The organism is Acidiphilium cryptum JF-5 (assembly GCF_000016725.1).
Taxonomy (GTDB): Bacteria; Pseudomonadota; Alphaproteobacteria; order Acetobacterales; family Acetobacteraceae; genus Acidiphilium; species Acidiphilium multivorum.
The window spans coordinates 1,876,821-1,898,490 of sequence record NC_009484.1; the positions used below are offsets into that span (position 1 = coordinate 1,876,821).

Genomic DNA, 21,670 nt, shown 5'->3' on the forward strand with positions numbered 1-21,670 from the left:
CCCCGCCCTGCCCTGCCCCCGGCCCCGGCCGGGCGGGATCGGGCCTGTCGGGTCAGGCGGGTTCGGCGACGCGGCGCGCGCGGCGCGGCGGGGTGCGGGCCGGGGCGATGGGGGCGGATGCTGTCGGTGCCGCGTGGGCAGGTGCCGCGTGGGCGGGTGCCGCGTAGGCGGGTGCGGCGTGGGCGGTGCGGAAGCCGGAGACGCGGCCGGCGAGGCGGCTGATTTCCTCGCGCAGGGAGTGGGTGGCGGCGGAGGTCTGTTCGACCATGGCGGCGTTCTGCTGGACGGCCTGGTTCATCTGGCCGGTGGCGGCGTTGATTTCGGCGAGGCTGCCGGCCTGTTCGGCGGCGGCGGTGGCGATTTCGCCGACGAGGCCGTGCAGGTCGGTGACGTGGCCGAGGATGGTATCCAGTGCCGTGCCGGTTTCGCCGACGAGGCGGACGCCGTTGCCGACCTGTTCGGAGGAGCGGGCGATGAGCAGCTTGATGGATTTGGCGGCATCGGCGGAGCGGTGCGCGAGGGCGCGGACCTCGGAGGCGACGACGGCGAAGCCGCGCCCGGCATCGCCGGCGCGGGCGGCCTCGACCCCGGCGTTGAGGGCGAGGAGGTTGGTCTGGAAGGCCATTTCGTCGATCAGGCCGATGATCTGGTCGATTTCGCGGGCGGAGGTTTCGATGCGGTTCATGGCGACCACGGCCTCGCCGACGATGGCGTGGGACTTGCGCGCGGCGTTGTTGGTGGCGTCGACGGCGCTGGCGGCCTTGGAGGCGTTGTCGGCGGTGCGGCGGATGCCGGTGGTGACGCTGTCGAGCACGGAGGAGGTTTCCTCCAGGGTGGAGGCCTGCTGTTCGGTGCGGCGGGCGAGATCCTCGGCGGCTTCGGCGATTTCGGCGACGCCGAGATTGATTTCGTCGGTGCTCTGGCGGACGCCGTTGACGCTTTCGGCGAGGCGGCTGGCGGCGGTGTTGAAGTCGATGCGGAGCTTGTCGAGCGAGGGGATCAGCTGGCGGTCGACGGAGGCGGTGAGATCGCCTTCGGAGACGCGTTCGAGGGCGTCGCCGACGACGTTCACCTCGGCCATGCGTTCGGTGAGGTCGACCGCGAACTTGACGACCTTCGTGACCTTGCCCTCGGCGTCGTAGACCGGGTTGTAGGTGGCCTGGAGCCAGACGTGGCGGCCGCCCTTGGCGACGCGCTCGAACTCGGCGGAGAGGAATTCGCCCTGGCGCAGGCGCTCCCAGAAGGCCTGGTATTCGCGGCTGGCGGCGTAGCCATCGATCGCGAAGAGGCTGTGCTGGCGGCCCACGACCTCGTCGCGCGCGTAGCCCATGAGGTGGAGGAAATTGTCATTGGCTTCGAGGATGGTGCCGTCGAGCGCGAACTTGATGACGGCCTGGGAGCGCTCGATGGCGTTGAGGATGCTCTGGTTTTCGGCGGCGGCCCGTTTCTCGGCGGTGATGTCGAGGGCGACCTTGACCACCTTCGCGACCTTGCCGGCGCGGTTGCGGACGGGGACGTAGGAGGCGCGGAGCCAGACATCGCCGCCGGACTTGGCGATGCGGCGGAACTCGCCGGAGCAGAAGGCGCCGCCGCGCAGGCGCTGCCAGAACTCGCCGTAGGCGGCGGCATCGCGTTCCTCGGCGGAGAGAAAGATGCGGTGATGGCGGCCGGCGATTTCGCCGATGCGGTAGCCCATCAACTGAAGAAAATTGTCGTTGGCATCAGTAATCGTACCGTCGGGGGCAAAGCTGATGATGCCGAAGGAGTCCCCAAGTGCGTCGAATGTTCGAGAATTATCTAAAATTTGACGCATATTGCCAATCGTCATGTATCGGACTCCGTGTTGACTTGGTCTGTTCTTGTTTGTTGCGGGTCTATGCCGGTTTTCTTAACAGGTTCTTGCGCCAGTCCGTGTTTTTTCGCCGCCTGCCATACGGCGCGGACATGGTGGCGCGATTCCGCTTCGGGTCGGGCGGCGGGCGGGTTAGGGTTGCGGGGTGACGACGCCGGAGGGTGGTTCGATGGAGGCGATGGAGATTGCGGGCGGGTGCCATTGCGGGGCGGTGCGGTATGCGATCGGCGGGCGGCCCCGGCGGCATTCGCTGTGTTTCTGCGCCGATTGCCGGCGCTGCGCGGGGGCGCCGGTGGTGGGCTGGGCGGTGGTGGACGAGGGTTTGCTCCGGGTCAGCGGCGAGGTCGCGGTCTATCGCTCCTCCGGCGACGTGGAGCGCTCGTTCTGCCCGAGATGCGGCGCAGGGCTGTTCTACCGGAGCAAAAAACTGTTTCCGGGGAGCGTGGACGTGCAGACGGGCACGTTCGACGACCCCGAGATTCTGCCCCCGACCGAGGCGATCCAGATGGCGGAAGCGCCGTCATGGATGGCGGGGATTGGGGAGTTGCCGAAGCATTGGCGGTGGCCTTAAACGGCGATCCCGAGGGCCCGAACGCCGACTGAGCCCTGCTGGCCGGCTGCCCGAGGATGGATGCGGGTCCGGAGCGTGCGATCGGCGCGAGGGGCGGTGCCGGTCCCGAGGGCTAAGCGGGCGACCATACGGCGCGGGCACGGTGGCGCGATTCCGCTTCGGGGCTTTATTTCGATTTCGTTTGGGTGCGATAGTCGGAACCGGTTGTTAACGGGTGGGCCAAGATGACGGATGCTCAGGGCGCGAAGCGACCAAAAGGACGCACGCTGGTGGAGTTTGGGGAACTCAGCACGGCGGAGCGAAAATTGCTGGCCTGTGCGGCGGCGGGAGATGTGGCGGATTTCGGCAACGTGCGGCCGGAGAGTGTCAACGACGCCAACAAGGTGCGCGGCGCGTTCATCCGGTTTCTGGCGCTAGGCGGGGACGAGGACGCGCCCGTGCATGAGACAGGTGTGCAGCTTCAGGGCGCGTGGGTCGAGGGCGCGTTCGATCTGGACGGGGTGGAGACCAAGGGTGGGCTTTATCTGGTTGAGTCCGCATTTGAGGCCGCGCCGGTTTTCCGTGATTCGCGGATCAGGGGTTCGCTCACTTTGAGCGGCAGCAAGATACCGGGTTTGCTAGGTGATCGTCTGACCTGCGACAGCTCACTGTTTTTGACAAGCAAGTTTGTCACGGCTGGTGAAGTAAGGCTGCTCGGGGCGAAAATCGGCTGTAATTTCGAGTGTTCCGGCGGTACGTTCCGGAATGAGGATGGCGATGCAATTAGCGCCGATGGAATCGTTGTCGCGGGCGATGTGTTCATGGACGATACATTCAAGGCGACCGGCGACGTGCGGCTGCTCGGAGCGAAAATTGGCGGCGATTTCGCGTGCTCCGGCGGTACGTTCAACAACAAGAATCAAAAGGCCCTAAGCGCCGATCGAATCGATGTCGCGGGCGATGTGTTCATGAACGATACATTCAAGGCGACCGGCGAGGTGCGGCTGCTCGGAGCAAAAATCGGGGGAAATCTCGTTTGTCGCAGGGGGACATTTCGGGGCAAGCAAGATGAAACCAAGGACAATCAAAAAGCCATCGTCATGCAGGGAGCCCACGTCGATGGTGCATTGTTAATTGACAAAATTACGATCGAGGCGGGGATGATCGATCTGAGCAGCGCGACGGTCTCCCGCCTCGTCGACGACTCAAAAACGTGGGCAAAAGGGGTCATGCTCGACGGTTTTGTTTACAACACGATCAGTGGAGAAGCGCCGACTGACGCAAAGATGCGAATTGGCTGGCTCGACAAGCAATCCGAGGCCGATAGTGGCAAAGATGGCAAAGGAGCGGAATTCCGGCCGCAGCCCTGGCAGCAGCTTCGCAAGGTGCTGCGGGAGATGGGGCATTACGAGGCGGCGCGGGAAGTCGGGATTGCTTTCGAACAGCGCAAGCGGGAGTGCGGGCTGATCGGGCAGGTGCCCGAGATTTCGGTGGGTCAGGCGCTGCGTGCGGTCGGCGGTTCGGTTTATGGAAAGACGGCGCGGCTGCTGCATATCGGGTATGGCGCGCTGGTCGGGTATGGATACCGGCCGCTCAGGCTGTTGATGATTGCCACGGTTGTCTGGCTAGTCTTTGGTGGTGGCTATTTCGCCGCGGCGCGATGGGATGGCGCTTTCGTGCCGTCCACACAGGCATTGTTTTCACGGTATGGCGAAAGGTGCGGGTTGCCGGCGCATGTTCGGTGGACGGATTGCAAGGCAATAAGGCTTGAGTATCCGCAGTTCTATCCGCTGGCCTATTCGCTGAACGTGCTGCTGCCGGTGGGCAATCTGGGGCAGGAGGGGACGTGGCGGCCGGAGACGGGGACTTGGGGCGGGCGGATTGCACAGTTCGCGGTGTGGTTCGAGACGCTGTTCGGCTGGATGGCCGGCCTGATCCTCGTCGCCGTGGTGTCGGGGCTTGCCAAGCGCGACGAGTAATCCACACGTCAAAAGGAGCAAAAGTTTTTGCTTCTTTTTTCAAAAAGAAGCTCTTTTGTTCCCCTTCCCGTCCCCTCCCCTCACACGGAGAAATACTTCGCGTGCGGGTTGAGGACGACGATGGCGCTGGTGGATTGTTCGGGGTGGAGCTGGTGTTCGTCCGAGAGCGACACGCCGATGCGTTCGGCGTCGAGGAGGCGGAGGAGAAGAATTTGGTCCTCGAGGTTCGGGCAGGCGGGGTAGCCGAAGGAGTAGCGTGAGCCGCGGTAGGACTGGGCGAGCATTTTTTCCATGTCGCGGTCGTCCTCGGCGGCGAAGCCGAGTTCGGCGCGGATGCGTTTGTGGGTGTATTCGGCCATCGCCTCGGCCATTTCGACGGAGAGGCCGTGGAGGTAGAGGTAGTCCTGGTAGCGGTTTTCCTCGAACCAGGCGCGGGCGGTTTCGGAGGCTTTTGCTCCCATGGTGACGACTTGCAGGCCGATGACGTCGCGCTCGGCGTCGTCCACGTCGCGGAAGAAGTCGGCGATGCAGTCACCGTCGTCGCGGGGCTGGCGCGGGAGGGTGAAGCGGGCGAGTTCGGTGGCGCCGTCCTCGGCGAAGAGGATGAGGTCGTTGCCCTGGCCGGCGGCTTTCCAGTAGCCGTAGATGGCCTGGGGCTTGAGGATGGAGTCGGCGGCGCAGAGGTCGAGCATGCGCTTCATGACGGGGCGGAGTTCCTGACGGGCCCAGCCCATGAAGTCTTCCAATGACTTGCCCTGCTTGCGGAAGCCCCACTGGAACTGGAAGAGGGAGCGTTCGTTGATGTAGGGGACGAGGGCTTTCTGCGGGGCCTCGATGATCCTTGCGCCCCAGAAGGGCGGGGTGGGGACCGGGGTTTCGCGGGTGAGGCGGCGGCGGCGGGCCTGGGCGGCGGAGATGTCGACCGGAGCAAAGCCGCGGGCGTCGGCCTGGCCGAGGGTGCGTTTGGTGTTGCGGGCCTTGCCGCGGCGCTTGGACTGGAGGGCGGCGAGGTAATCGTCGAAGCCGTTGCCGGTGACGCGGTCCATCAGATGGAGGCCGTCGAAGGCGTCGCGCGCGTAGGCGACGCGGCCGGAGGCGTAGGCGGCGACGCAGTCTTCCTCGACATAGTTGCGGGTGAGGGCGGCGCCGCCGAGGAGGACGGGAATGTCGAGCCCCTGGCGGGACATTTCCTCGAGATTTTCGCGCATGACGACGGTGGATTTGACGAGGAGGCCGGACATGCCGATGGCGTGGGCGCGGTGTTCCCTGGCGGCGGCGACCATGTCGGCCAGGGGGACCTTGATGCCGAGATTGACGACGCGGTAGCCGTTGTTGGTGAGGATGATGTCGACGAGGTTCTTGCCGATGTCGTGCACGTCGCCCTTCACGGTGGCGAGGACGATGGTGCCTTTCTGCTGGCCCTCGACGCGCTCCATGTAGGGTTCGAGGTAGGCGACGGCGGCCTTCATGGTTTCGGCGGATTGCAGGACGAAGGGGAGCTGCATCTTGCCGGCGCCGAAGAGCTCGCCCACGGTTTTCATGCCGTCGAGCAGGAGGTTGTTGATGATGTCGAGCGGGGCGTGGGTTTTCATCGCCTCGTCGAGATCGTCGGCGAGGCCCTTGCGGTCGCCATCGACGATGCGGTCGCGCAGGCGGCCCTCGACGGTGTCGGCCCTGGCCTTCTTCACCGCGTCGGCGGCCTTGCGGTCGGCGAACATTTCGAGGACGCGCTGGAGGGGGTCGTAGTCCTCGCGGCGGCGGTCGAAGATGAGGTCTTCCATGACCTGCACTTCCTCGAGCGGGATGAGGTGCAGGGGGCGGATCTTGGAGACGTGGACGATGGCGCCGGTCATGCCGGCCTTCACCGCGTGGTCGAGGAAGACGGAGTTCAGCACCGCGCGGGCGGCGGGGTTGAGGCCGAAGGAGATGTTGGACAGGCCGAGGATGATCTGGATGTCGGGGAAGGCATCGCGGATCAGCCTGATGCCTTCGAGGGTCCAGAGGCCGAGCTTGCGGTCGTCCTCGTTGCCGGTGGCGATGGTGAAGGTGAGCGGGTCGATCAGCAGGTCGGATTGCGGGAGGCCGTGCTTGCGGCAGGCGAAATCGACCAGGCGGGTGGCGATTTCGAGCTTCTGCGCCGGCTCCTTGGCCATGCCGGTCTCGTCGATGGTGAGGGCGATGACGGCGGCGCCGAACTTGCGGGCGAGGAGCATGCGCTCCTCGGCGATGTGTTCGCCATCCTCGAAATTGATCGAGTTGATGATGGGCTTGCCGCCGTGGAGCTTGAGGGCGGCCTCGATGACGGGGGTTTCGGTGGAGTCGATCACCAGCGGGGCGTTCACCGACGAGGTGAAGCGGGTGATGATTTCGGACATTTCGCCGAGTTCGTCGCGGCCGACGAAGGCGGTGCAGATGTCGAGCGCGTTGGAGGCCTCGGCGACCTGTTCGCGGCCCATGGCGATGCAGCCGTCCCAGTCGTGCCGCTCCTGCAGCTCGCGCCATTTCTTCGAGCCGTTGGCGTTGCAGCGCTCGCCGATGGAGAAATAGGCGTTCTCCTGGCGCAGCGGGGTGGAGCCGTAGAGGCTGGCGACCGAGGGGATCCAGACCGGCTTGCGCGGGACGGGCGCGGGGCGGACTTCGCCGAGGCGGCGGAGCATGGCGTCGAGGGCGGCGATATGCGGGGTGGAGGTGCCGCAGCAGCCGCCGATGAGGTTGATGCCGTCCTCGCGGATGAAGCGTTCGAGCCAGGTGGCGAGTTCGTCCGGCGTGAGCGGGTAATGGGTCTTGCCATCGACCAGCTCGGGCAGGCCGGCATTGGGCTGCACCGAGATGAGGCCGGGCCAGTTCTGCGCGAGGTAGCGCACGTGCTCGGCCATTTCCTGCGGGCCGGTGGCGCAGTTCAGGCCGATCAGCGGCACGTCGAGCGCCTGGATCACGGTGGCGGCGGCGGCGATGTCCGGCCCGACGAGCAGGGTGCCGGTGGTCTCGACGGTGACCTGGACGAAGATCGGCGTGTCGCGTTTCTGCTCGGCGCGGGCGATCCTGGCGCCGTTGACGGCGGCCTTGATCTGCAGCGTGTCCTGGCAGGTTTCGATCAGGATGGCGTCGACCCCGCCCTCGATCAGGCCGCGGCACTGCTCGGCGAGGCCGGCTTCCAGCGGGTCGTATTCGATGTTGCCGAGGGTGGGCAGCTTGGTGCCGGGGCCGACGCTGCCGATCACGTAGCGGTCGCGCCCGTCGGCGAAGGTTTCGGCGGCCTCGCGGGCGAGTTCGGCGGCGACGCGGTTGATCTCGCGGGCGCGGTCGCCGAGCTCGAACTCGGCGAGGGTGATGGGCGAGCCGCCGAAGCTGTTGGTCTCCACCATGTCGGCGCCGGCTTCGTAGTAGCCGCGATGGATCTCGCGCACGAGGTCGGGGCGGGAGAGGTTCAATACCTCGGTGCAGTTTTCCTTGCCCCAGAAATCGCGCTCGGTATCGAGGGTGAGGGCCTGGACGCGCGATCCCATGCCGCCGTCGCAGAGGAGGACGCGGTGGCGGAGGGCTTCGAGGAGGGAGGGTCTGCTCATGGTGGTGGGAATATAGGATGCGCGCCACATTTCCAATGCGGGGCGGCGGCGGGCTGCATTGATCGGGGCGGGCCGGGGCGTATACCGGCGGCGGCGGAGGGATATGGATGACGGTGGGTGGCGATGAGGGGGCGCGCTTGCGCGACGACGAGGGCGCGCGCGACGGGCGGTTCGCGACCGGGGTGGCGGCGGTGCTGTTCGCCTCGCTGGTCTGGGGCACGACCGGCACGGCGGCGACGTTCGCGCCCGCGGTCGGGCCGCTGGCGATCGGCGCGGCGGCGATGGGGATCGGCGGGCTGTTGCAGGCGCTGCTCGCCGCCCCGCGCATCCTGCGCGACCTGCCGGCGCTGGCGCGGCATGGCGGGCTGCTGGCGGCGGGCGGTGTCGCGGTCGCGCTCTACCCCCTCGCCTTCTACAGCTCGATGCGGCTCTCCGGTGTGGCGGTGGGAACGGTGGTGACGCTCGGCTCGGCGCCGATCTTCTCGGCGCTGATCGAGCGCGTGCTCGCCGGCACCCGGCTGAGCGGGCGCTGGGTCGCCGGGGCGCTGCCGGGGATTGCCGGCATGGCGCTGCTCGCCTTTTCGGAACCGGGGGCGGAAGCGGGCGATGGAAGCGTCCTCGGGATCGGGCTCGGCCTCGTCGGCGGGCTGACCTATGCGCTCTACGCCTGGACCGCGCGGGGGATGATGCTGCGCGGCATCCGCCCGGCGGTGGCGATGGGGGCGACGTTCGGGATCGGCGGCGCGCTGCTGATGCCGGTGCTGGCGGCGACCGGCGGCGCCTTTCTCGACTCCTGGGGCAATGCGGCGGTGGGGATCTACATGGCGGGGGTGCCGATGTTTCTCGGCTATCTCTGCTTCGGCGTCGGGCTCGCGCGGATTCCGGTGAGTGTGGCGACGACGATCACGCTGGTCGAGCCGGTGGTGGCGGCGGTGCTGGCGGTGCTCGTCGTCGGCGAGCGGCTGAAGCCGGCGGGATGGGCGGGGGCGGCGCTGGTGATCGCCGGGCTGGTGGTGACGGCGGCGCCGGGCCGGCGCGGCGGTGGGGCGGTCGCCGATCCGCCCGGAGCGGATGCGGTGCCCTACCCGATCGACAGATAGAGCCGCAGCGCCGAGGCCAGGCCGGCGAGGCCGGCGAGGCCGACGACCGCGGTGATGACATGCCCGAAGACGGAAGGCGGGATGCGGCGCACGGCGCGGATGCCGGCGAAGGTGCCGAGGGCGGCGGCCGGGGCGAGCCAGAGGCCGGAGAGCAGCCAGTGCGGGCGGGCGATGCCGCCGGCGAGGGCGACGGCGATCGCGAGGACGTAGCTCAGCAGATTGAACATCACGAGGATGGCGCGGCTGTCGGCGACGGCGCGGCCCTGCCAGGCGACGACCATGGCCGGGACCGGCCCGCCCATGCTGGTGCAGCCGTTCAGCAGGCCGCCGAGCAGGGCGCCGGCGGCGAGCGGGCCGGCGCCGCCGCCGAGCCGGACCCGCACGCGGGCGAGGCGGAGGATGGTGACGCCGACCGCAAGCCCGGCAATGACGAATTTCAGCGCCGGGCGGGCGACCAGGCCGAGCAGCGCGATGCCCGCCGGCGTGCCGAGCGCGGTGCCGAGAAGGACGGGCAGCGCGCGGTCCCGGGTGATGGCGTGGCGGAGTTCGGCGATCACGCCGAGGCTCATCAGCGTGCCGAGCACGAGGGCGGCGAACACGACATGGCGCGGATCGTCGGAGATCAGCGAGAGCAGCGGCGTGAAGACGACGGCGAAGCCGAAACCGGCGAAGCCCTTGACGAAGCCGGCGGCGAAGGCGGCGAGGGCGGCGGCGGCGAGCAGGGGCGGCGCGAGCGGGACCAGCACCGGTCAGATCCGGCCGGACGGGAAGACGGGCGGGCGGGCGATGAGGCGAACTCCTGCGGACAACACGGCAGCGGCAACGTATCGTCCGGCCCGTGTTGCTGGCAAGGCGGCCGGGCTTGCGGCGGCGGCGGCCGATTGCCACGTCGCGCCACGGTGGGATTTAGCGGGGCGGGGATTTCGCGGCGCCGGCCGGAGCAAGAAGAAGGAGCAAAAATGCGGATCGGAATCAGGTTTGGCGGGGCGGTGGCGCCGGGGGATGCGGTGCTGGTGCAGGAGGGGTTCGCGCCGCCTTCCGGCGCGCGGGTCGTGGGCGGGTTCCGGGCGGAGGAGGTGCGGCGGTTCGGGCATGGGATCGGGTGTTCGTGCTGCGTGCCGCGCGGCGCGGTGGCGGCGGCGCTGACGCGGCTGTTTCTCGACCGGGCGCGGGGCACCGAGGACGGGTCGGGCGATGTGGTGATTGTCGGCGATACTAACGGCGAGGCGGCGGTGCGGGCGGCGGTCGCGGGCGATGTGCTGCTGCGGGCGCGATTTTTTTTCGCTCCTGCCGCGGGCGAAGCCGCGGCGCGGGACGGCGGATAACTTCAATTCTTTCAGATGATTGACTGATCGATCGGCTTGGTGATGCTGGCGATCCGCCGACAGGCCCGGTTGCGGCCGCGCGATTCTTGTTGTTAGTTTTATTGACATCACTAACCGGCTGAACTAACAATCCGCTCATCAACGAGGAGATGAGCGATGCCCGAACGCCGCATCTGGACCGACGCCGCCGACGAGACGATCCGCCGCATGCGGGTGGACGGGGCGACCTGGGCGGCGATTGCCGCCGTGCTCGGCCTGTCGCGCAACACGATCATCGAGCGCGGGCGGCGGCTCTGCGCCGCCGGCGGGCCGAGCCAGGCGGCGCGGCCGAAGCCGCCGCCGGAGGACGATCCGAACCGCCCGCCGCTGCCGGCCGGGCATCCGCGCTCCTGGGGGCTGCTGACGCGCGGGACGATTCTGGAGGGCACGGCGTTCGTCCCCCTCGCCGCCCCCGGGCGGGAGGATGAGCGATGAGCGCGGTGCGGGCGCGCCGGGCGGGCGAGGTGCTCGGCTCGGGGATCGGCGCCGCGGGGGTGGAACGGCGGGTGGAGATCGGCCCCTGCCCGGCGGTGAGCGGGGCGGCGGACCCGATCGGCGCGATCGCATCAAGGCTGGAGGCGGCGGGGTCGTGCCTGCTGGCGCTGCCGGAGCGGGGCTATTCGCCGCACCTCAGGATCACCCGCTACGAGGTGGTGCGCAGCGCGCTCGACGCCTATGGCTGGGAGGCCTCGCGCATCCGCCCGCCGCACCCCTCGGGTGCGGAGATCGACCGCATGGACGAGGCGCTCGGCTGGCTCGCCGCGATCCCCGAGGAGCGGTTCGTGCTGCGGCGGATTCTCGGCGCGCGGGCGCTGACCCATCCGCTGACCGGGCGGCACCTGTTTCCCTGGCGCAGGCTCGGCGGCGTGCTGGGGGCGGACCACAAATCGGTGCAGCGGTGGCATCGCGAGGGGCTCGGCATCGTGCTCGCGGCCCTGGTGGCGGCGGAGCGCAAACTTGCCGAAAGCCGCGCATCGCGTTAAGCCGCCGCATCCTTATCGCAGTTCGAGTGTGAATTCATGAAGCAGCAGGCGAATCTGATCCGCGCCGGCCAGGTGATCGAGCATGACGGTCGCCGCTGGACGGTGCTCAAGCAGCAGATCATCACCCCGGGCAAGGGGGGCGCGTTCATCCAGGTGGAGATGCGCGACCTCAAGACCGGGAACAAGACCAACGAGCGCTGGCGCACCGCCGACACGGTCGAGCGGCTGATGACGGACAACCGCGACTACACCTATTCCTACACCGACGGCGACAACCTGGTGCTGATGGACGGCGAGACCTTCGAGCAGTTCCTGGTGCCGGCCGAGCTGCTCGGCGATCAGGCGCCGTTCCTGCAGGACAACATGGCGGTGATCGTCGACCTGGTGGAGGGCGACCCGGTGGGCATCCACCTGCCGGCGACGGTGACGCTGGAGATCGTCGAGGCCGATCCGGTGGTGAAGGGGCAGACCGCCTCCTCCTCCTACAAGCCGGCGAAGCTGTCGAACGGGGTGAAGGTGATGGTGCCGCCCTTCATCGAGGCGGGCGAGCGCATCGTCGTCCGCACCGAGGATTCGACCTACGTCGAGCGGGCCAAGGGCTGAGGCCGGGCGCGGCGCACGGGCGCCGCGCCGGACCGTTTTCCGGAGTATCGAGCCATGACCCCCCGCCGTTCCGCGCACATGACCATCATGGTCGCCGCGGCCCAGAAGGCCGCGCGACGGCTGGTCCGCGATTTCAACGAGGTCGAACATCTCCAGGTCTCGGTGAAGGGGCCGTCCGACTTCGTCAGCCAGGCGGACATGCGCGCCGAGCAGACGATCCGCGAGGAGCTGGAGCGCGCCCGGCCCGGCTACGCCTTCCTGATGGAGGAAAGCGGGGCGCATGGCTCGGAGAACTGGGCGTGGCGGTGGATCGTCGATCCGCTCGACGGGACGACCAATTTCCTGCACGCGATTCCGAACTGGGCGATCTCGATCGCGCTGGAGAAGCGGCTGCCGGAGGGCGGCAGCGAGATCGTCGCCGGCATGGTGATGGCGCCGGCGCTCGACGAGCTGTTCTGGGCCGAAAAGGGCGCGGGCGCCTATCTCAACGACCGGCGGCTGCGGGTGTCGTCGCGGCGGGACTGGTCGAGCGCGCTGTTCGCGACGGGGATTCCCTTCGCCCGGACCGCGCCGCGCAACCGCCTCGCCTTCGCCCGCGTGCTCGGCGCGCTGATGCCGGAGACGGCGGGCGTGCGGCGGATGGGCTCGGCCTCGCTCGACCTCGCCTGGACGGCGGCGGGGCGGTATGACGGCTACTGGGAACTCGGCACCCATCTGTGGGATGTCGCCGCCGGCGCGCTGATGGTGCGCGAGGCGGGCGGCTACGCCACCGCGCCGGATGGGGGCGATGCGCTGAGCGGCGACATCGTCGCCGGCAACCCGCATATCCACCCGCGGCTGCGCGAGCTGGTGGGCTCGGCGCTGGAGACCGCGAAAACCTGATCCGGGCCGCCATTGAGCGGCATGGGAGACATGCGCTAGTGTCGCACGCGATGCGACATTGCGGCTTCCTCGCGGCGTGCATGGCGGCCGCGTTCATCCTCATTCATCCGGCGCCGGCGCAGGTTGTCGTCAACCCGCAGGCGCTGCGGCAGCTCGGCGGGCCCGCGCCGGCGGCGAAGCCCGCGACGCCGGCGCCCGACCGGCGGGCGGTGCCGAAGCCGGCGATCGTCCGGCGGCCGGCGCCGCATCGCGCCGTGTCGCGCCTGCCGCTGCCGCCGCCCCCCGCGCCGGTGATCGCCGCGGCGCGGCCCGCCCTGCCCCATCCGGCGCCGAAGCCGGCACCCAAACCGCAGCCGGCAGCGCCGAAGCCGCCCGCGCCCGTCGCCATCGTGATGCCCGGCACCAGCGCGGCGCCGGGACCGCGGGGCGAGGCGGCGGTGAAGCGGTTTCTCGCCGCGCCCCGGCCGCGCGGGCTGCGCTTCCTGGTGCGCGCGACCGCGCCGGGGGTGGCCGACGATCCCTCCATCGCGCGGCGGCTGGCGCTGCGGCGGGGGATGGCGGTGCGCCACATGCTGCTGAAGGCCGGGATTCCGGCAGAGCGGATCATCGTGCAGGCGCTCGGCAATCCGCCGGGCGCGCCGGACGACCGCGTGACGCTGAGCACCCTTCCCTGAGGCAGGAGCCCCGATGACCCGACCGAACAGCTACCTGATCCGCATGCTGGTGTTCCTGGTCCTGGTCTACGGGCTGGCCGCCTTCCTCGCGCCGACGCTGGAGAAGTTCTTCCTCGCCAACCCGGTGGTGAACTCGGTGATCGCGGTGGTGGAGGTGTTCGGCATCTTCTGGAACCTGCGGCAGGTGATGCGGCTGAGCCCGGAAGTGGACTGGGTGGAGCGGTTCCAGCGCTCGCGCGCCTCGATCGAGCATGGGCCGAAACCGCGGCTGCTGCTGCCGATGGCGCGGATGTTCGGCGGGCGGCACGAGGACGGGCGGCGGGTGACGCTGTCGGTCGCGAGCATGCGGACCATGCTGGATGGCATCGCCAGCCGGCTCGACGAAAGCCGCGAGACCTCGCGCTACGTGACCGGGGTGATGATCTTCCTCGGCCTGCTCGGGACGTTCTGGGGGCTGCTGAAGACGGTGCACGCGGTGGCCGCGGTGATCGCGGCGATGAACCTCGCGGGCGGGGACGTGAACGGGATGTTCGCCCAGCTCAAGGCCGGGCTCGCCGGGCCGCTGGCGGGGATGGGCACGGCGTTCTCCTCCTCGATGTTCGGGCTTTCGGGCGCGCTGATCCTCGGCTTCCTCGACCTGACGGCGGGACAGGCGATGACGCGCTTCTTCAATGAGCTGGAGGAGTGGCTCGCCGGGCTGACGCGGGTGTCCTCGGGGGCGGTGGCCGCGGATGGCGAGGGCGGGCTGCCGGCCTATGCGCAGGCGCTGCTGGAGCAGAACACCGAGAATGTCGAGGCGCTGCAACGGCTGCTGGCGCGCAGCGAGGAGAGCCGGCACGACGCCACGCGGACGATCGCGGAGATGAGCGAGCGGATGAACGTGCTGGCGGAATCGATCCAGAACTCGCAGCGGGTGATGCTGCGGGTGGGCGAAGGGCTGGCCGCCCTCACCCGCCTCGCCGAACGCAGCGACGAGCGCAACGGCAGCGAGATCGCGCGGGCGCATCTGCGCAACATCGAACTGCTGATCGCGCGGATGATCGCCGAGGCGGAACAGGGGCGGGTGCAGGGGCTCGCCGATCTGCGCCACGACCTCAACGTGCTGACCCGGACCGTCGCCGCGCGGTTCGACGAGGCGAAGGGCTGAGCCATGGCACGCACGATCCGCGGCCGCAACAACGGGCTGGAGATCTGGCCGGGCTATGTCGACGCGCTGTCGACCCTGCTGATGGTGACGATCTTCGTGCTGCTCGTCTTCGTGCTGGCGGAGGCGTTCCTGTCGGTGGCGCTGTCGGGGCGGAACAAGACGATCACCGCGCTGCGCAGCGAGATCGCCCAGCTCTCGCACGTGCTGGCGCTGCAGAAATCGAAGACCGCCTCGCTGCAGGACGAACTCGCCAGCATGGCCTCGCTGATGAAGGCGGCGAAGACGCGCGAGGCCGCGCTGATGGCGGCGAACGCGGCGCTCACGGCGAAGACCGCGACGCTCGGCGCCGCCGTGACGGCGGCGGGCGGGAAACTCGCCGGCCAGGTGAAGCTGAACGCGCAGGAGCTGCAGACGGTCAGCCTGCTCAACCAGCAGATCGCGGCGCTGCGGCTGCAGCTCGCGACGATCGCCGCAGCGCTCGATGCGGCGCAGAAGAAGGACCAGGAAGAGCACGTGCAGATCGCCGATCTCGGCCAGCGGCTGAACGAGGCGCTGGCGCGCAAGGTGCAGTCGCTGGAGCAGTATCGCAGCGAGTTCTTCGGCGTGCTGCGCAAGGCGCTGGCGGACCAGAAGGACATCAAGGTGGTGGGCGACCGCTTCGTGTTCGAGAGCGCGGTGCTGTTCCCCTCCGACTCGGCACGGCTCTCGGCCAAGGGCAAGGCGGAGATCGCGAAGGTGGCGCAGGCGATCGAGGCGATCGCGCCGAAGATTCCGGACAAGATCAACTGGGTGCTGAGCGTCACCGGCTATGCCGACAAGGAGGCGATCACCGGCGGGCCGTACAAGGACAATTTCGACCTCTCGGCGGCGCGCGCGCTTTCGGTGCTGCACCTGCTGATCGCGGACGGGGTGCCGAAGAACCGGGTGGTGGCGGCCGGGTTCGGCGCGGATCACCCGATCGCCACGGGCAATACGCCGCAGGACCTCGCGCAGAACCGGCGGATCGAGTTCCGGCTCACCTCGGCGGATTGAGGCGCGGGCGCTGCCCTCAGGCGACCAGCGGGGCGCGGAGGGCGGCGGCGCGGGCCCAGCTTTCGGCGGCGTCCTGGTCGAAGAGTTCGGCGAGTTTCTTCATCATCGTGCCGCCGAGTTCCTCGGCATCGACCAGGGTGACGGCGCGGCGGTAGTAGCGCGTGACGTCGTGGCCGATGCCGATGGCGACCAGCTCGACGAAGTCGCGGCTTTCGATGTCGCGGATCACGTCGCGCAGATGGCGTTCGAGATAGCTGCCCTGGTTGACCGAGAGGGTGGAATCGTCGACCGGCGCGCCATCGGAGATGACCATCAGGATGCGGCGGTGCTCGGGCCGGGCGCAGAGGCGGCGATAGGCCCAGGCCAGGGCCTCGCCGTCGATGTTTTCCTTGAGCAGCCCCTCGCGCAGCATCAGGCCGAGATTGCGGCGGGCGCGGCGCCAGGGTTCGTCCGCCCCCTTGTAGACGATGTGGCGGAGGTCGTTCAGCCGGCCGGGATTGCGCGGCTTGCCGTCCGCCACCCATTTCTCGCGGCTCTGCCCGCCCTTCCAGGCGCGGGTGGTGAAGCCGAGGATTTCCACCTTCACCGCGCAGCGCTCCAGCGTGCGGGCCAGGATGTCGCTGCACATGGCGGCGACCGAGATCGGCCGGCCGCGCATCGAGCCGGAATTGTCGATCAGCAGGGTCACCACCGTGTCGCGGAATTCCATCTCGCGCTCGCGCTTGAAGGAGAGCGGCAGCAGCGGGTCGGCGACGACGCGGGCGAGGCGGCCGACATCGAGCAGGCCTTCCTCCAGGTCGAAATCCCAGGCGCGCTGCTGCTGGGCGAGCAGGCGGCGCTGCAGCCGGTTGGCGAGCTTGGAGACCACGCCGTGGAGATGCTGGAGCTGCTGGTCGAGCTGCTGGCGCAGGCGGGCGAGTTCCTCGGGATCGCAGAGCTGCTCGGCGCCGATTTCCTCGTCGAAGGCGCGGGTATAGGCGTGGTAGGCGGCACCGGTTTCATCTTCCACCGGCTTGCGGCGCTGCTGCGGGCCGGCGGGCGCCTCGTCCGGCGCGGCGGCGGAATCGTCGTCGGTCTCCTCGTCGGCCTCGGCGTCGGAGGCTTCGGATTCGAGGGAGTCGGGGGCCTCGGAAAGCAGGTCCTGGTCGTCCTCGCGGGTCTGGGTCTCGCCCTCGCCGGAATTGTCCTGCGAGAGGGACTGTTCGCCCTGCTCGCCCTGTTCCTCGCTGTCCTCGCCTTCCTCGGACTCGGCTTCGGCCTCGGCGAGGTCCATCACCGCGAGCAGGCGGCGGGCGGCGCGGGCGAAGGCGTCCTGGTCGGCGCGCTCGGCGGCGAGATCGTCCAGCGCCCGGTCGGCATCGCCGGTCAGGGTCTCGCGCCAGAGATCGAGGATGTGGCGGGCGGCGGCGGGGATCGAGGCCGGGTCCATGCGCTCGCGGGCGAGCAGGCCGAGCGCCTGGGCGGTGGAGAGCTGCTCGGCGCGGCTCATCCGGTCGAGCCCCTCGGCCTCGGCGTCCTCGTTCAGCTTGCGCTGGAGATTGGCGGCGACACCCTGCATGTGGGCGGCGCCGACGATCTCGACGCGGGCCTGTTCCAGCGCGTCGTAGGCATCGCGGGCGTCGCGGGCGACGGGGGCGCGGGCGGCGTGGATGGCGTCGTCGTGATGGCGCAGGCGCAGCGCCATCGCATCGGCGATGCCGCGCAGCCTGGCGACCTCGGCCGGCGGCAGGGCGCGCGTCGGCGCCGGCAGGCGGGCGCGCTTGCCGGCGAGGCCCGCCGCCCCCGGCTGGTAGGCGACCTGCACCTCGTCCGACCCGGCGATGGCGCGGACGGCGCCGGCGGTGGCGCGCTTGAATTCCTCGCTGCGGGAGGGTTCGGCCGGCATCAGGCGCCGCGGCGGGGATGCACGCCGGTTTCAACCTCCGCGTTGAAGCAGCGCTGGTAGTATTCGGCCACGGTGGCGCGCTCGGCCTCGTCGCACTTGTTGAGGAAAGTGAGGCGGAAGGCAAAGCCGACATCGTTGAAGATGCGGGCGTTCTCGGCCCAGGTGATGACGGTGCGCGGGGACATCACGGTGGAGATGTCGCCGTTGATGAAGCCGGCGCGGGTGAGATCGGCCAGGGCGACCATGCTCTCGATCCGCTTCTTCTCCGCCGCGTCCGCCTCGGTGATGCCGAGCTTGGCCATGACGATGGAGACTTCCTGGCCGTGCGGCAGGTAGTTCAGCGTGGCGACGATGTTCCAGCGGTCCATCTGGCCCTGGTTGATCTGCTGGGTGCCGTGATAGAGGCCGGTGGTGTCGCCGAGGCCGACCGTGTTGGCGGTGGCGAAGAGGCGGAAGGCCGGGTGCGGGCGGATGACGCGGTTCTGGTCGAGCAGGGTGAGCTTGCCCTCGACCTCCAGCACGCGCTGGATGACGAACATCACGTCCGGCCGGCCGGCGTCGTATTCGTCGAACACCAGCGCGCAGGGGTGCTGCAGCGCCCAGGGCAGCAGGCCCTCGCGGAATTCGGTGACCTGCTTGCCGTCCTTCAGCACGATCGCGTCCTTGCCGACGAGGTCGATGCGGGAGATGTGGCTGTCGAGATTGACGCGGATGCAGGGCCAGTTGAGGCGGGCGGCGACCTGCTCGATATGCGTCGACTTGCCGGTGCCGTGATAGCCCTGGATCATCACCCGGCGGTTGAGGGCGAAGCCGGCGAGGATGGCGATGGTCGTCTCCGGGTCGAAGCGGTAGGTCGCGTCGATCTCGGGGACGTGCTCGGTGCGCTCGGAGAAGGCGGGGATCTCGAAGCCGCACTCGATGCCGAAGACCTCGCGCGCCGAGACGGTGCGGTCCGGCAGGTTGATCGCCGAGGTCGGCGTGCCGCGGGTTTCGGCGATTGCAGCGAGATTGTTCATCGATCCATCATCCTCAGGTCTCTTGTCGTCAGAGTACTCGGCATGGCGCGGCGCGCAAGGGATCAGGCGCCGGCGGCGGCGCGGGGCTGACCCTCGGCGGCCGGCAGGCGGGCGCGCAGCGTCGCGTAGGCGAGGTTGATCGTCTTCAGCCGTTCCTCGGCGCTGCGGTCGCCGCCATTGGCGTCCGGGTGGTGGCGCTTGGCCAGCTCCTTGTAGCGGGCGCGCACCGCCTCGCGGGTGACCGGCCAGGCGAGGCCGAGCACGTCCAGCGCCTCGCGCAGCTCGGGCGGGGCGCGCTCGGGCTCGGGACGGCGGGCGCGGCCGAGGCCGGAAAAGGCGGCGAGCTCGGCCTCGACCGCCTCGCCGACGGCGCCGGCGCGACCGAGCGGCCAGGTGGGGCGCTGCCAGGCGGTGTCGGCGCGCAGATGCGCCTCGATCTCGCCGGGGCTCATGCCCTTGTAGTAGTCCCAGCCGGCATTGTAGGCGCGGACATGCTCGAGGCAGAACCAGTGCCAGTCGCGCAGGTGCTCGCGCGAGCGGGGGGCGCGGTATTCGCCTTGCTTGTCGCAGTCGGGCATGTCGCAGGCGCGGCCCGGGGCATCCGGGTCGGGCGCGAAGGCGCGCACGCGGCGGGTGGTCCGGGTCATGGGCATAGTCTCGTCATGTTCCCTAATTTGCCCTTTGCCGGCGTCTTGGCAACCGGGGGGCGGCGGCGCACAATCCACCCATGACATCACGATCCGACAGAATCCGCGCGATCCTCGCGGAACGCTTCGCGCCCGGCCTGCTCGAGCTGAAGGACGACAGCGCGAAACACGCCAGCCATATCGGCCGGATGACCGGGCCGGGACACGCGCCGGAGGCGGGCGAGACGCATTACCGGCTGAAGATGGTGGCCGAGGCGTTCCGGGGGATGAACCGGGTGGCGCGGCAGCGGGCGGTGAACGAGGCGCTGAAGGCCGAGTTCGAGACCGGGCTGCACGCGCTCAGCCTCGACCTCAAGACGCCGGACGAAGCCTGAGCGCGAACGCCCGCACGCCTTCGGGCGCGACATCCGGCGCGCCTTCGGGCGCGACCCCAGGCGCGCTGCTGCTGGACCGGCGCTTCGCGCCGCTGTTCTGGTGCCAGGCCTTCGCCGCCTTCAACGACAATTTCCTCAAGACCGCGCTGGTGGTGCTGATCCTCTACCGCGCGAAGGACGGCCCGGCGCTGGTGGCGCTGGCGGGCGGGGTGTTCATCCTGCCGTTCCTGCTGTGTTCGGGGATTGCCGGCGAGCTGGCGGACCGGTTCGACAAGGCGCGGGTCGCGACCGTGGTCAAGGGGGTCGAGATCGGGGCGGCGGGGCTGGCGGTGGCGGGGTTTCTCGCCGGCTCGGTGCCGGTGCTGTTCGCGGCCCTGCTCGCCTTCGGGGTGCTGGCGGCGCTGTTCGGGCCGGTGAAATACGGGCTGCTGCCGGACCTGCTGGAGACGGCGCGGCTGCCGCTCGCCAATGCGATGGTGGATTTCGCGACCTTCCTCGCGATCCTGGCGGGGACGGCGCTGGGCGGGCTGCTCGGCGCGCGGGAGCCCTGGCTGCTCGGCGCCGTGGTGATGGGGTTCGCCCTGCTCGCCTTCGGCGCCGCGGCGCTGATTCCCCGGCCGGGGGCGGCGCGGCCGGGGCTGAAACTCTCGGCGAGCCCGGTGGCGGCCTCGGCGGATCTGCTGCGCACGCTGCGCGGCGCGGCGCCGCTGTGGCGGGCGGCGCTGGTCAACGCCTGGTTCTGGTTCGCCGGGATCACCTGCATGACGCTGCTGCCGGTGCTGACGCGGACGACGCTGGGGCGCGGGCCGGGCGCGGTGACGCTGGGGCTGACGGTGTTCTCGCTCGGCATCGGCGCGGGGAGTTTTCTCGCGGCTTCGCGGCTGCGCGGGCGGATCGCGCTGGCGCCGGCATGGGGCGGGACGGTCGCGGTCGGCATCGCGGCGCTGGCGCTGGGGGCGCTGGCGGCGGCCGACCGGTTCGGGGTGACGCTGGCGCTGCTGTTCGTCGTCGCCCTCGGCGGCGGGGTGATCGCGGTGCCGAGCTTCGCCGCGGTGCAGGCCTGGGCGCCGGCGGAGGCGCGGGCCCGGGCGGTGGCGGGGACGAACATTCTCTCCGCCGCCGGGATGGTCGCGGCGAGCCTGATCCTGACCGCGCTGCTGCACGCGGGCGCCGGGCCCCGCGCGCTGTTCGCGGGGCTCGGGGCGATCGCGCTCAGTCTCGCGCTGGCGGCGCGCCGGTAAAGTTCGCCGGGCGCTTCTCGCGGAAGGCGGCGACACCCTCGGCGAAGTCCGGCGTGCGGCCCATGCGGCGTTGCAGGTCGCGCTCGAGATCGAGCTGGGCGTCGAGCCCGTTGGCGCCGGCGGCGTTGAAGGCCGCCTTCATCGCGGCGAGCGCCTGGGTCGGGCGGGAGGCGAGATCGGCCGCGACCGCGAGGGCGGCGGCGAGGAAGCCCTCGTCGGGCAGGCAGCGCCAGATCAGGCCCCAGTCGGCGGCCTGGCGGGCGGTGATGGTCTCGCCCAGCATGGCGAGGCCGCGGGCGCGGGCATCGCCCACCGCGCGGGGGAGGAAATGGGTGCCGCCGGCATCCGGGATCAGGCCGATGCGGATGAAGGCCTGGGTGAAATTCGCCGACTCGCAGGCGAGCACGATATCCGCCGCGAGGGCGAGATTGGCGCCCGCGCCGGCGGCGACGCCGTTGACCGCGGCGACGATCGGCTTCGGCAGGGCGCGCATGCGGCGGACCAGCGGATTGTAGTGCCGGTCGATCGAGGCGCCGAGATCGCGCGGGCCGCCGCCGAGGGACTGGTTGAGATCGGCGCCGGCGCAGAACCCCCTGCCCTCGCCGGTCAGCAGCGCGGCGCGGACCGAATCGTCCGCCTCGATGGCGGCGAAGGCGGCGGCGAGCGCCTCGTGCACCGCCTCGTTCAGCGCGTTCAGACGGTCGGGCCGGTTGAGCTTCAGCACCCGCACCGCTCCGACGCTTTCCACGATCAGCTCTGCCGCCATTCCTGTTCC

General features: G+C 69.8%; 20 protein-coding genes. 13 read left to right on the forward strand and 7 right to left on the reverse strand.

The window, feature by feature from the left end:
• Positions 1-52 precede the first annotated feature (52 nt).
• Positions 53-1,828, reverse strand: coding sequence for a PAS domain-containing methyl-accepting chemotaxis protein (locus ACRY_RS10915; RefSeq protein WP_011942425.1), 1,776 nt, complete (start codon positions 1,826-1,828; stop codon positions 53-55).
• A 193-nt stretch (positions 1,829-2,021) separates the two neighbouring features.
• On the opposite strand from ACRY_RS10915, the gene ACRY_RS10920 reads away from it, so the two are divergent.
• Positions 2,022-2,423 (forward strand): GFA family protein, encoded by a 402-nt coding sequence (locus ACRY_RS10920; RefSeq protein ID WP_011942426.1) that lies wholly within the window; start codon positions 2,022-2,024, stop codon positions 2,421-2,423.
• Positions 2,424-2,647: 224 nt separating this feature from the next.
• Entirely contained in the window at positions 2,648-4,381 is a 1,734-nt protein-coding gene (locus ACRY_RS10925; protein WP_011942427.1) for a hypothetical protein, read from the forward strand.
• An 80-nt stretch (positions 4,382-4,461) separates the two neighbouring features.
• Here the strand turns inward: ACRY_RS10925 and metH are convergent, their stop codons facing one another.
• Entirely contained in the window at positions 4,462-7,947 is a 3,486-nt protein-coding gene (gene metH / locus ACRY_RS10930) for a methionine synthase (protein ID WP_231295242.1), read from the reverse strand.
• 107 nt (positions 7,948-8,054) lie between these two features.
• Between metH and ACRY_RS10935 the strand changes: the two genes are divergently transcribed.
• Positions 8,055-9,047, forward strand: a complete 993-nt coding sequence (locus tag ACRY_RS10935) for a DMT family transporter (RefSeq protein ID WP_011942429.1) — start codon at positions 8,055-8,057, stop codon at positions 9,045-9,047.
• On the opposite strand, the gene ACRY_RS10940 is transcribed toward ACRY_RS10935, so the two are convergent.
• Positions 9,029-9,793: a sulfite exporter TauE/SafE family protein gene (locus tag ACRY_RS10940; RefSeq protein WP_011942430.1), complete on the reverse strand. Its 765-nt coding sequence runs from the start codon at positions 9,791-9,793 to the stop codon at positions 9,029-9,031. The two genes, ACRY_RS10935 and ACRY_RS10940, sit on opposite strands and share 19 nt — an antisense overlap.
• Before the next feature lie 213 nt (positions 9,794-10,006).
• On the opposite strand from ACRY_RS10940, the gene ACRY_RS10945 reads away from it, so the two are divergent.
• The 8 genes from ACRY_RS10945 to ACRY_RS10980 all read left to right on the forward strand — a co-directional run bounded on the left by ACRY_RS10945 (position 10,007) and on the right by ACRY_RS10980 (position 15,732).
• On the forward strand, positions 10,007-10,372 hold the full coding sequence (locus tag ACRY_RS10945; protein WP_007423009.1) for a hypothetical protein: 366 nt from the start codon (positions 10,007-10,009) through the stop codon (positions 10,370-10,372).
• A gap of 156 nt (positions 10,373-10,528) precedes the next feature.
• Positions 10,529-10,846 carry a hypothetical protein gene (locus tag ACRY_RS10950; RefSeq protein WP_007423008.1) on the forward strand — a complete coding sequence of 106 codons (318 nt, stop codon included), beginning with the start codon at positions 10,529-10,531 and terminating at the stop codon, positions 10,844-10,846.
• Positions 10,843-11,394, forward strand: coding sequence for a DUF6362 family protein (locus ACRY_RS10955; RefSeq protein ID WP_007423007.1), 552 nt, complete (start codon positions 10,843-10,845; stop codon positions 11,392-11,394). Before ACRY_RS10950 ends, ACRY_RS10955 begins: the two co-directional genes overlap by 4 nt.
• Positions 11,395-11,430: 36 nt before the next feature.
• Entirely contained in the window at positions 11,431-11,997 is a 567-nt protein-coding gene (gene efp / locus ACRY_RS10960; RefSeq protein ID WP_007423006.1) for an elongation factor P, read from the forward strand.
• 54 nt (positions 11,998-12,051) lie between these two features.
• A complete protein-coding gene (locus ACRY_RS10965) occupies positions 12,052-12,879 on the forward strand; it encodes an inositol monophosphatase family protein (protein WP_011942432.1) in 828 nt (275 codons plus the stop codon).
• A gap of 38 nt (positions 12,880-12,917) precedes the next feature.
• Positions 12,918-13,553 (forward strand): hypothetical protein, encoded by a 636-nt coding sequence (locus ACRY_RS10970; protein WP_011942433.1) that lies wholly within the window; start codon positions 12,918-12,920, stop codon positions 13,551-13,553.
• Positions 13,554-13,566: 13 nt separating this feature from the next.
• Positions 13,567-14,700 (forward strand): hypothetical protein, encoded by a 1,134-nt coding sequence (locus ACRY_RS10975; RefSeq protein ID WP_007422761.1) that lies wholly within the window; start codon positions 13,567-13,569, stop codon positions 14,698-14,700.
• Positions 14,701-14,703: 3 nt separating this feature from the next.
• The gene (locus tag ACRY_RS10980; RefSeq protein WP_007422760.1) at positions 14,704-15,732 is read left to right on the forward strand and encodes a peptidoglycan -binding protein; all 1,029 of its coding nucleotides are present in this window, start codon (positions 14,704-14,706) and stop codon (positions 15,730-15,732) included.
• A 16-nt stretch (positions 15,733-15,748) separates the two neighbouring features.
• Here ACRY_RS10980 and cobT read toward each other — a convergent pair whose 3' ends face one another.
• The 3 genes from cobT to ACRY_RS10995 all read right to left on the reverse strand — a co-directional run bounded on the left by cobT (position 15,749) and on the right by ACRY_RS10995 (position 19,286).
• On the reverse strand, positions 15,749-17,617 hold the full coding sequence (gene cobT / locus ACRY_RS10985; protein ID WP_011942434.1) for a cobaltochelatase subunit CobT: 1,869 nt from the start codon (positions 17,615-17,617) through the stop codon (positions 15,749-15,751).
• Positions 17,617-18,633 carry a cobaltochelatase subunit CobS gene (gene cobS, locus ACRY_RS10990; protein WP_007423827.1) on the reverse strand — a complete coding sequence of 339 codons (1,017 nt, stop codon included), beginning with the start codon at positions 18,631-18,633 and terminating at the stop codon, positions 17,617-17,619. The genes cobT and cobS overlap by 1 nt, the downstream gene beginning before the upstream one ends.
• A gap of 62 nt (positions 18,634-18,695) precedes the next feature.
• Positions 18,696-19,286 carry a J domain-containing protein gene (locus ACRY_RS10995; protein WP_013640163.1) on the reverse strand — a complete coding sequence of 197 codons (591 nt, stop codon included), beginning with the start codon at positions 19,284-19,286 and terminating at the stop codon, positions 18,696-18,698.
• Positions 19,287-19,360: 74 nt separating this feature from the next.
• On the opposite strand from ACRY_RS10995, the gene ACRY_RS19930 reads away from it, so the two are divergent.
• Positions 19,361-19,654, forward strand: a complete 294-nt coding sequence (locus ACRY_RS19930) for a BolA family protein (RefSeq protein WP_007423540.1) — start codon at positions 19,361-19,363, stop codon at positions 19,652-19,654.
• A gap of 92 nt (positions 19,655-19,746) precedes the next feature.
• The gene (locus ACRY_RS11005) at positions 19,747-20,895 is read left to right on the forward strand and encodes an MFS transporter (protein WP_269214176.1); all 1,149 of its coding nucleotides are present in this window, start codon (positions 19,747-19,749) and stop codon (positions 20,893-20,895) included.
• On the opposite strand, the gene ACRY_RS11010 is transcribed toward ACRY_RS11005, so the two are convergent.
• Entirely contained in the window at positions 20,867-21,661 is a 795-nt protein-coding gene (locus ACRY_RS11010) for an enoyl-CoA hydratase-related protein (RefSeq protein WP_011942437.1), read from the reverse strand. The genes ACRY_RS11005 and ACRY_RS11010 overlap by 29 nt on opposite strands.
• Between the last annotated feature and the right edge of the window lie 9 nt (positions 21,662-21,670).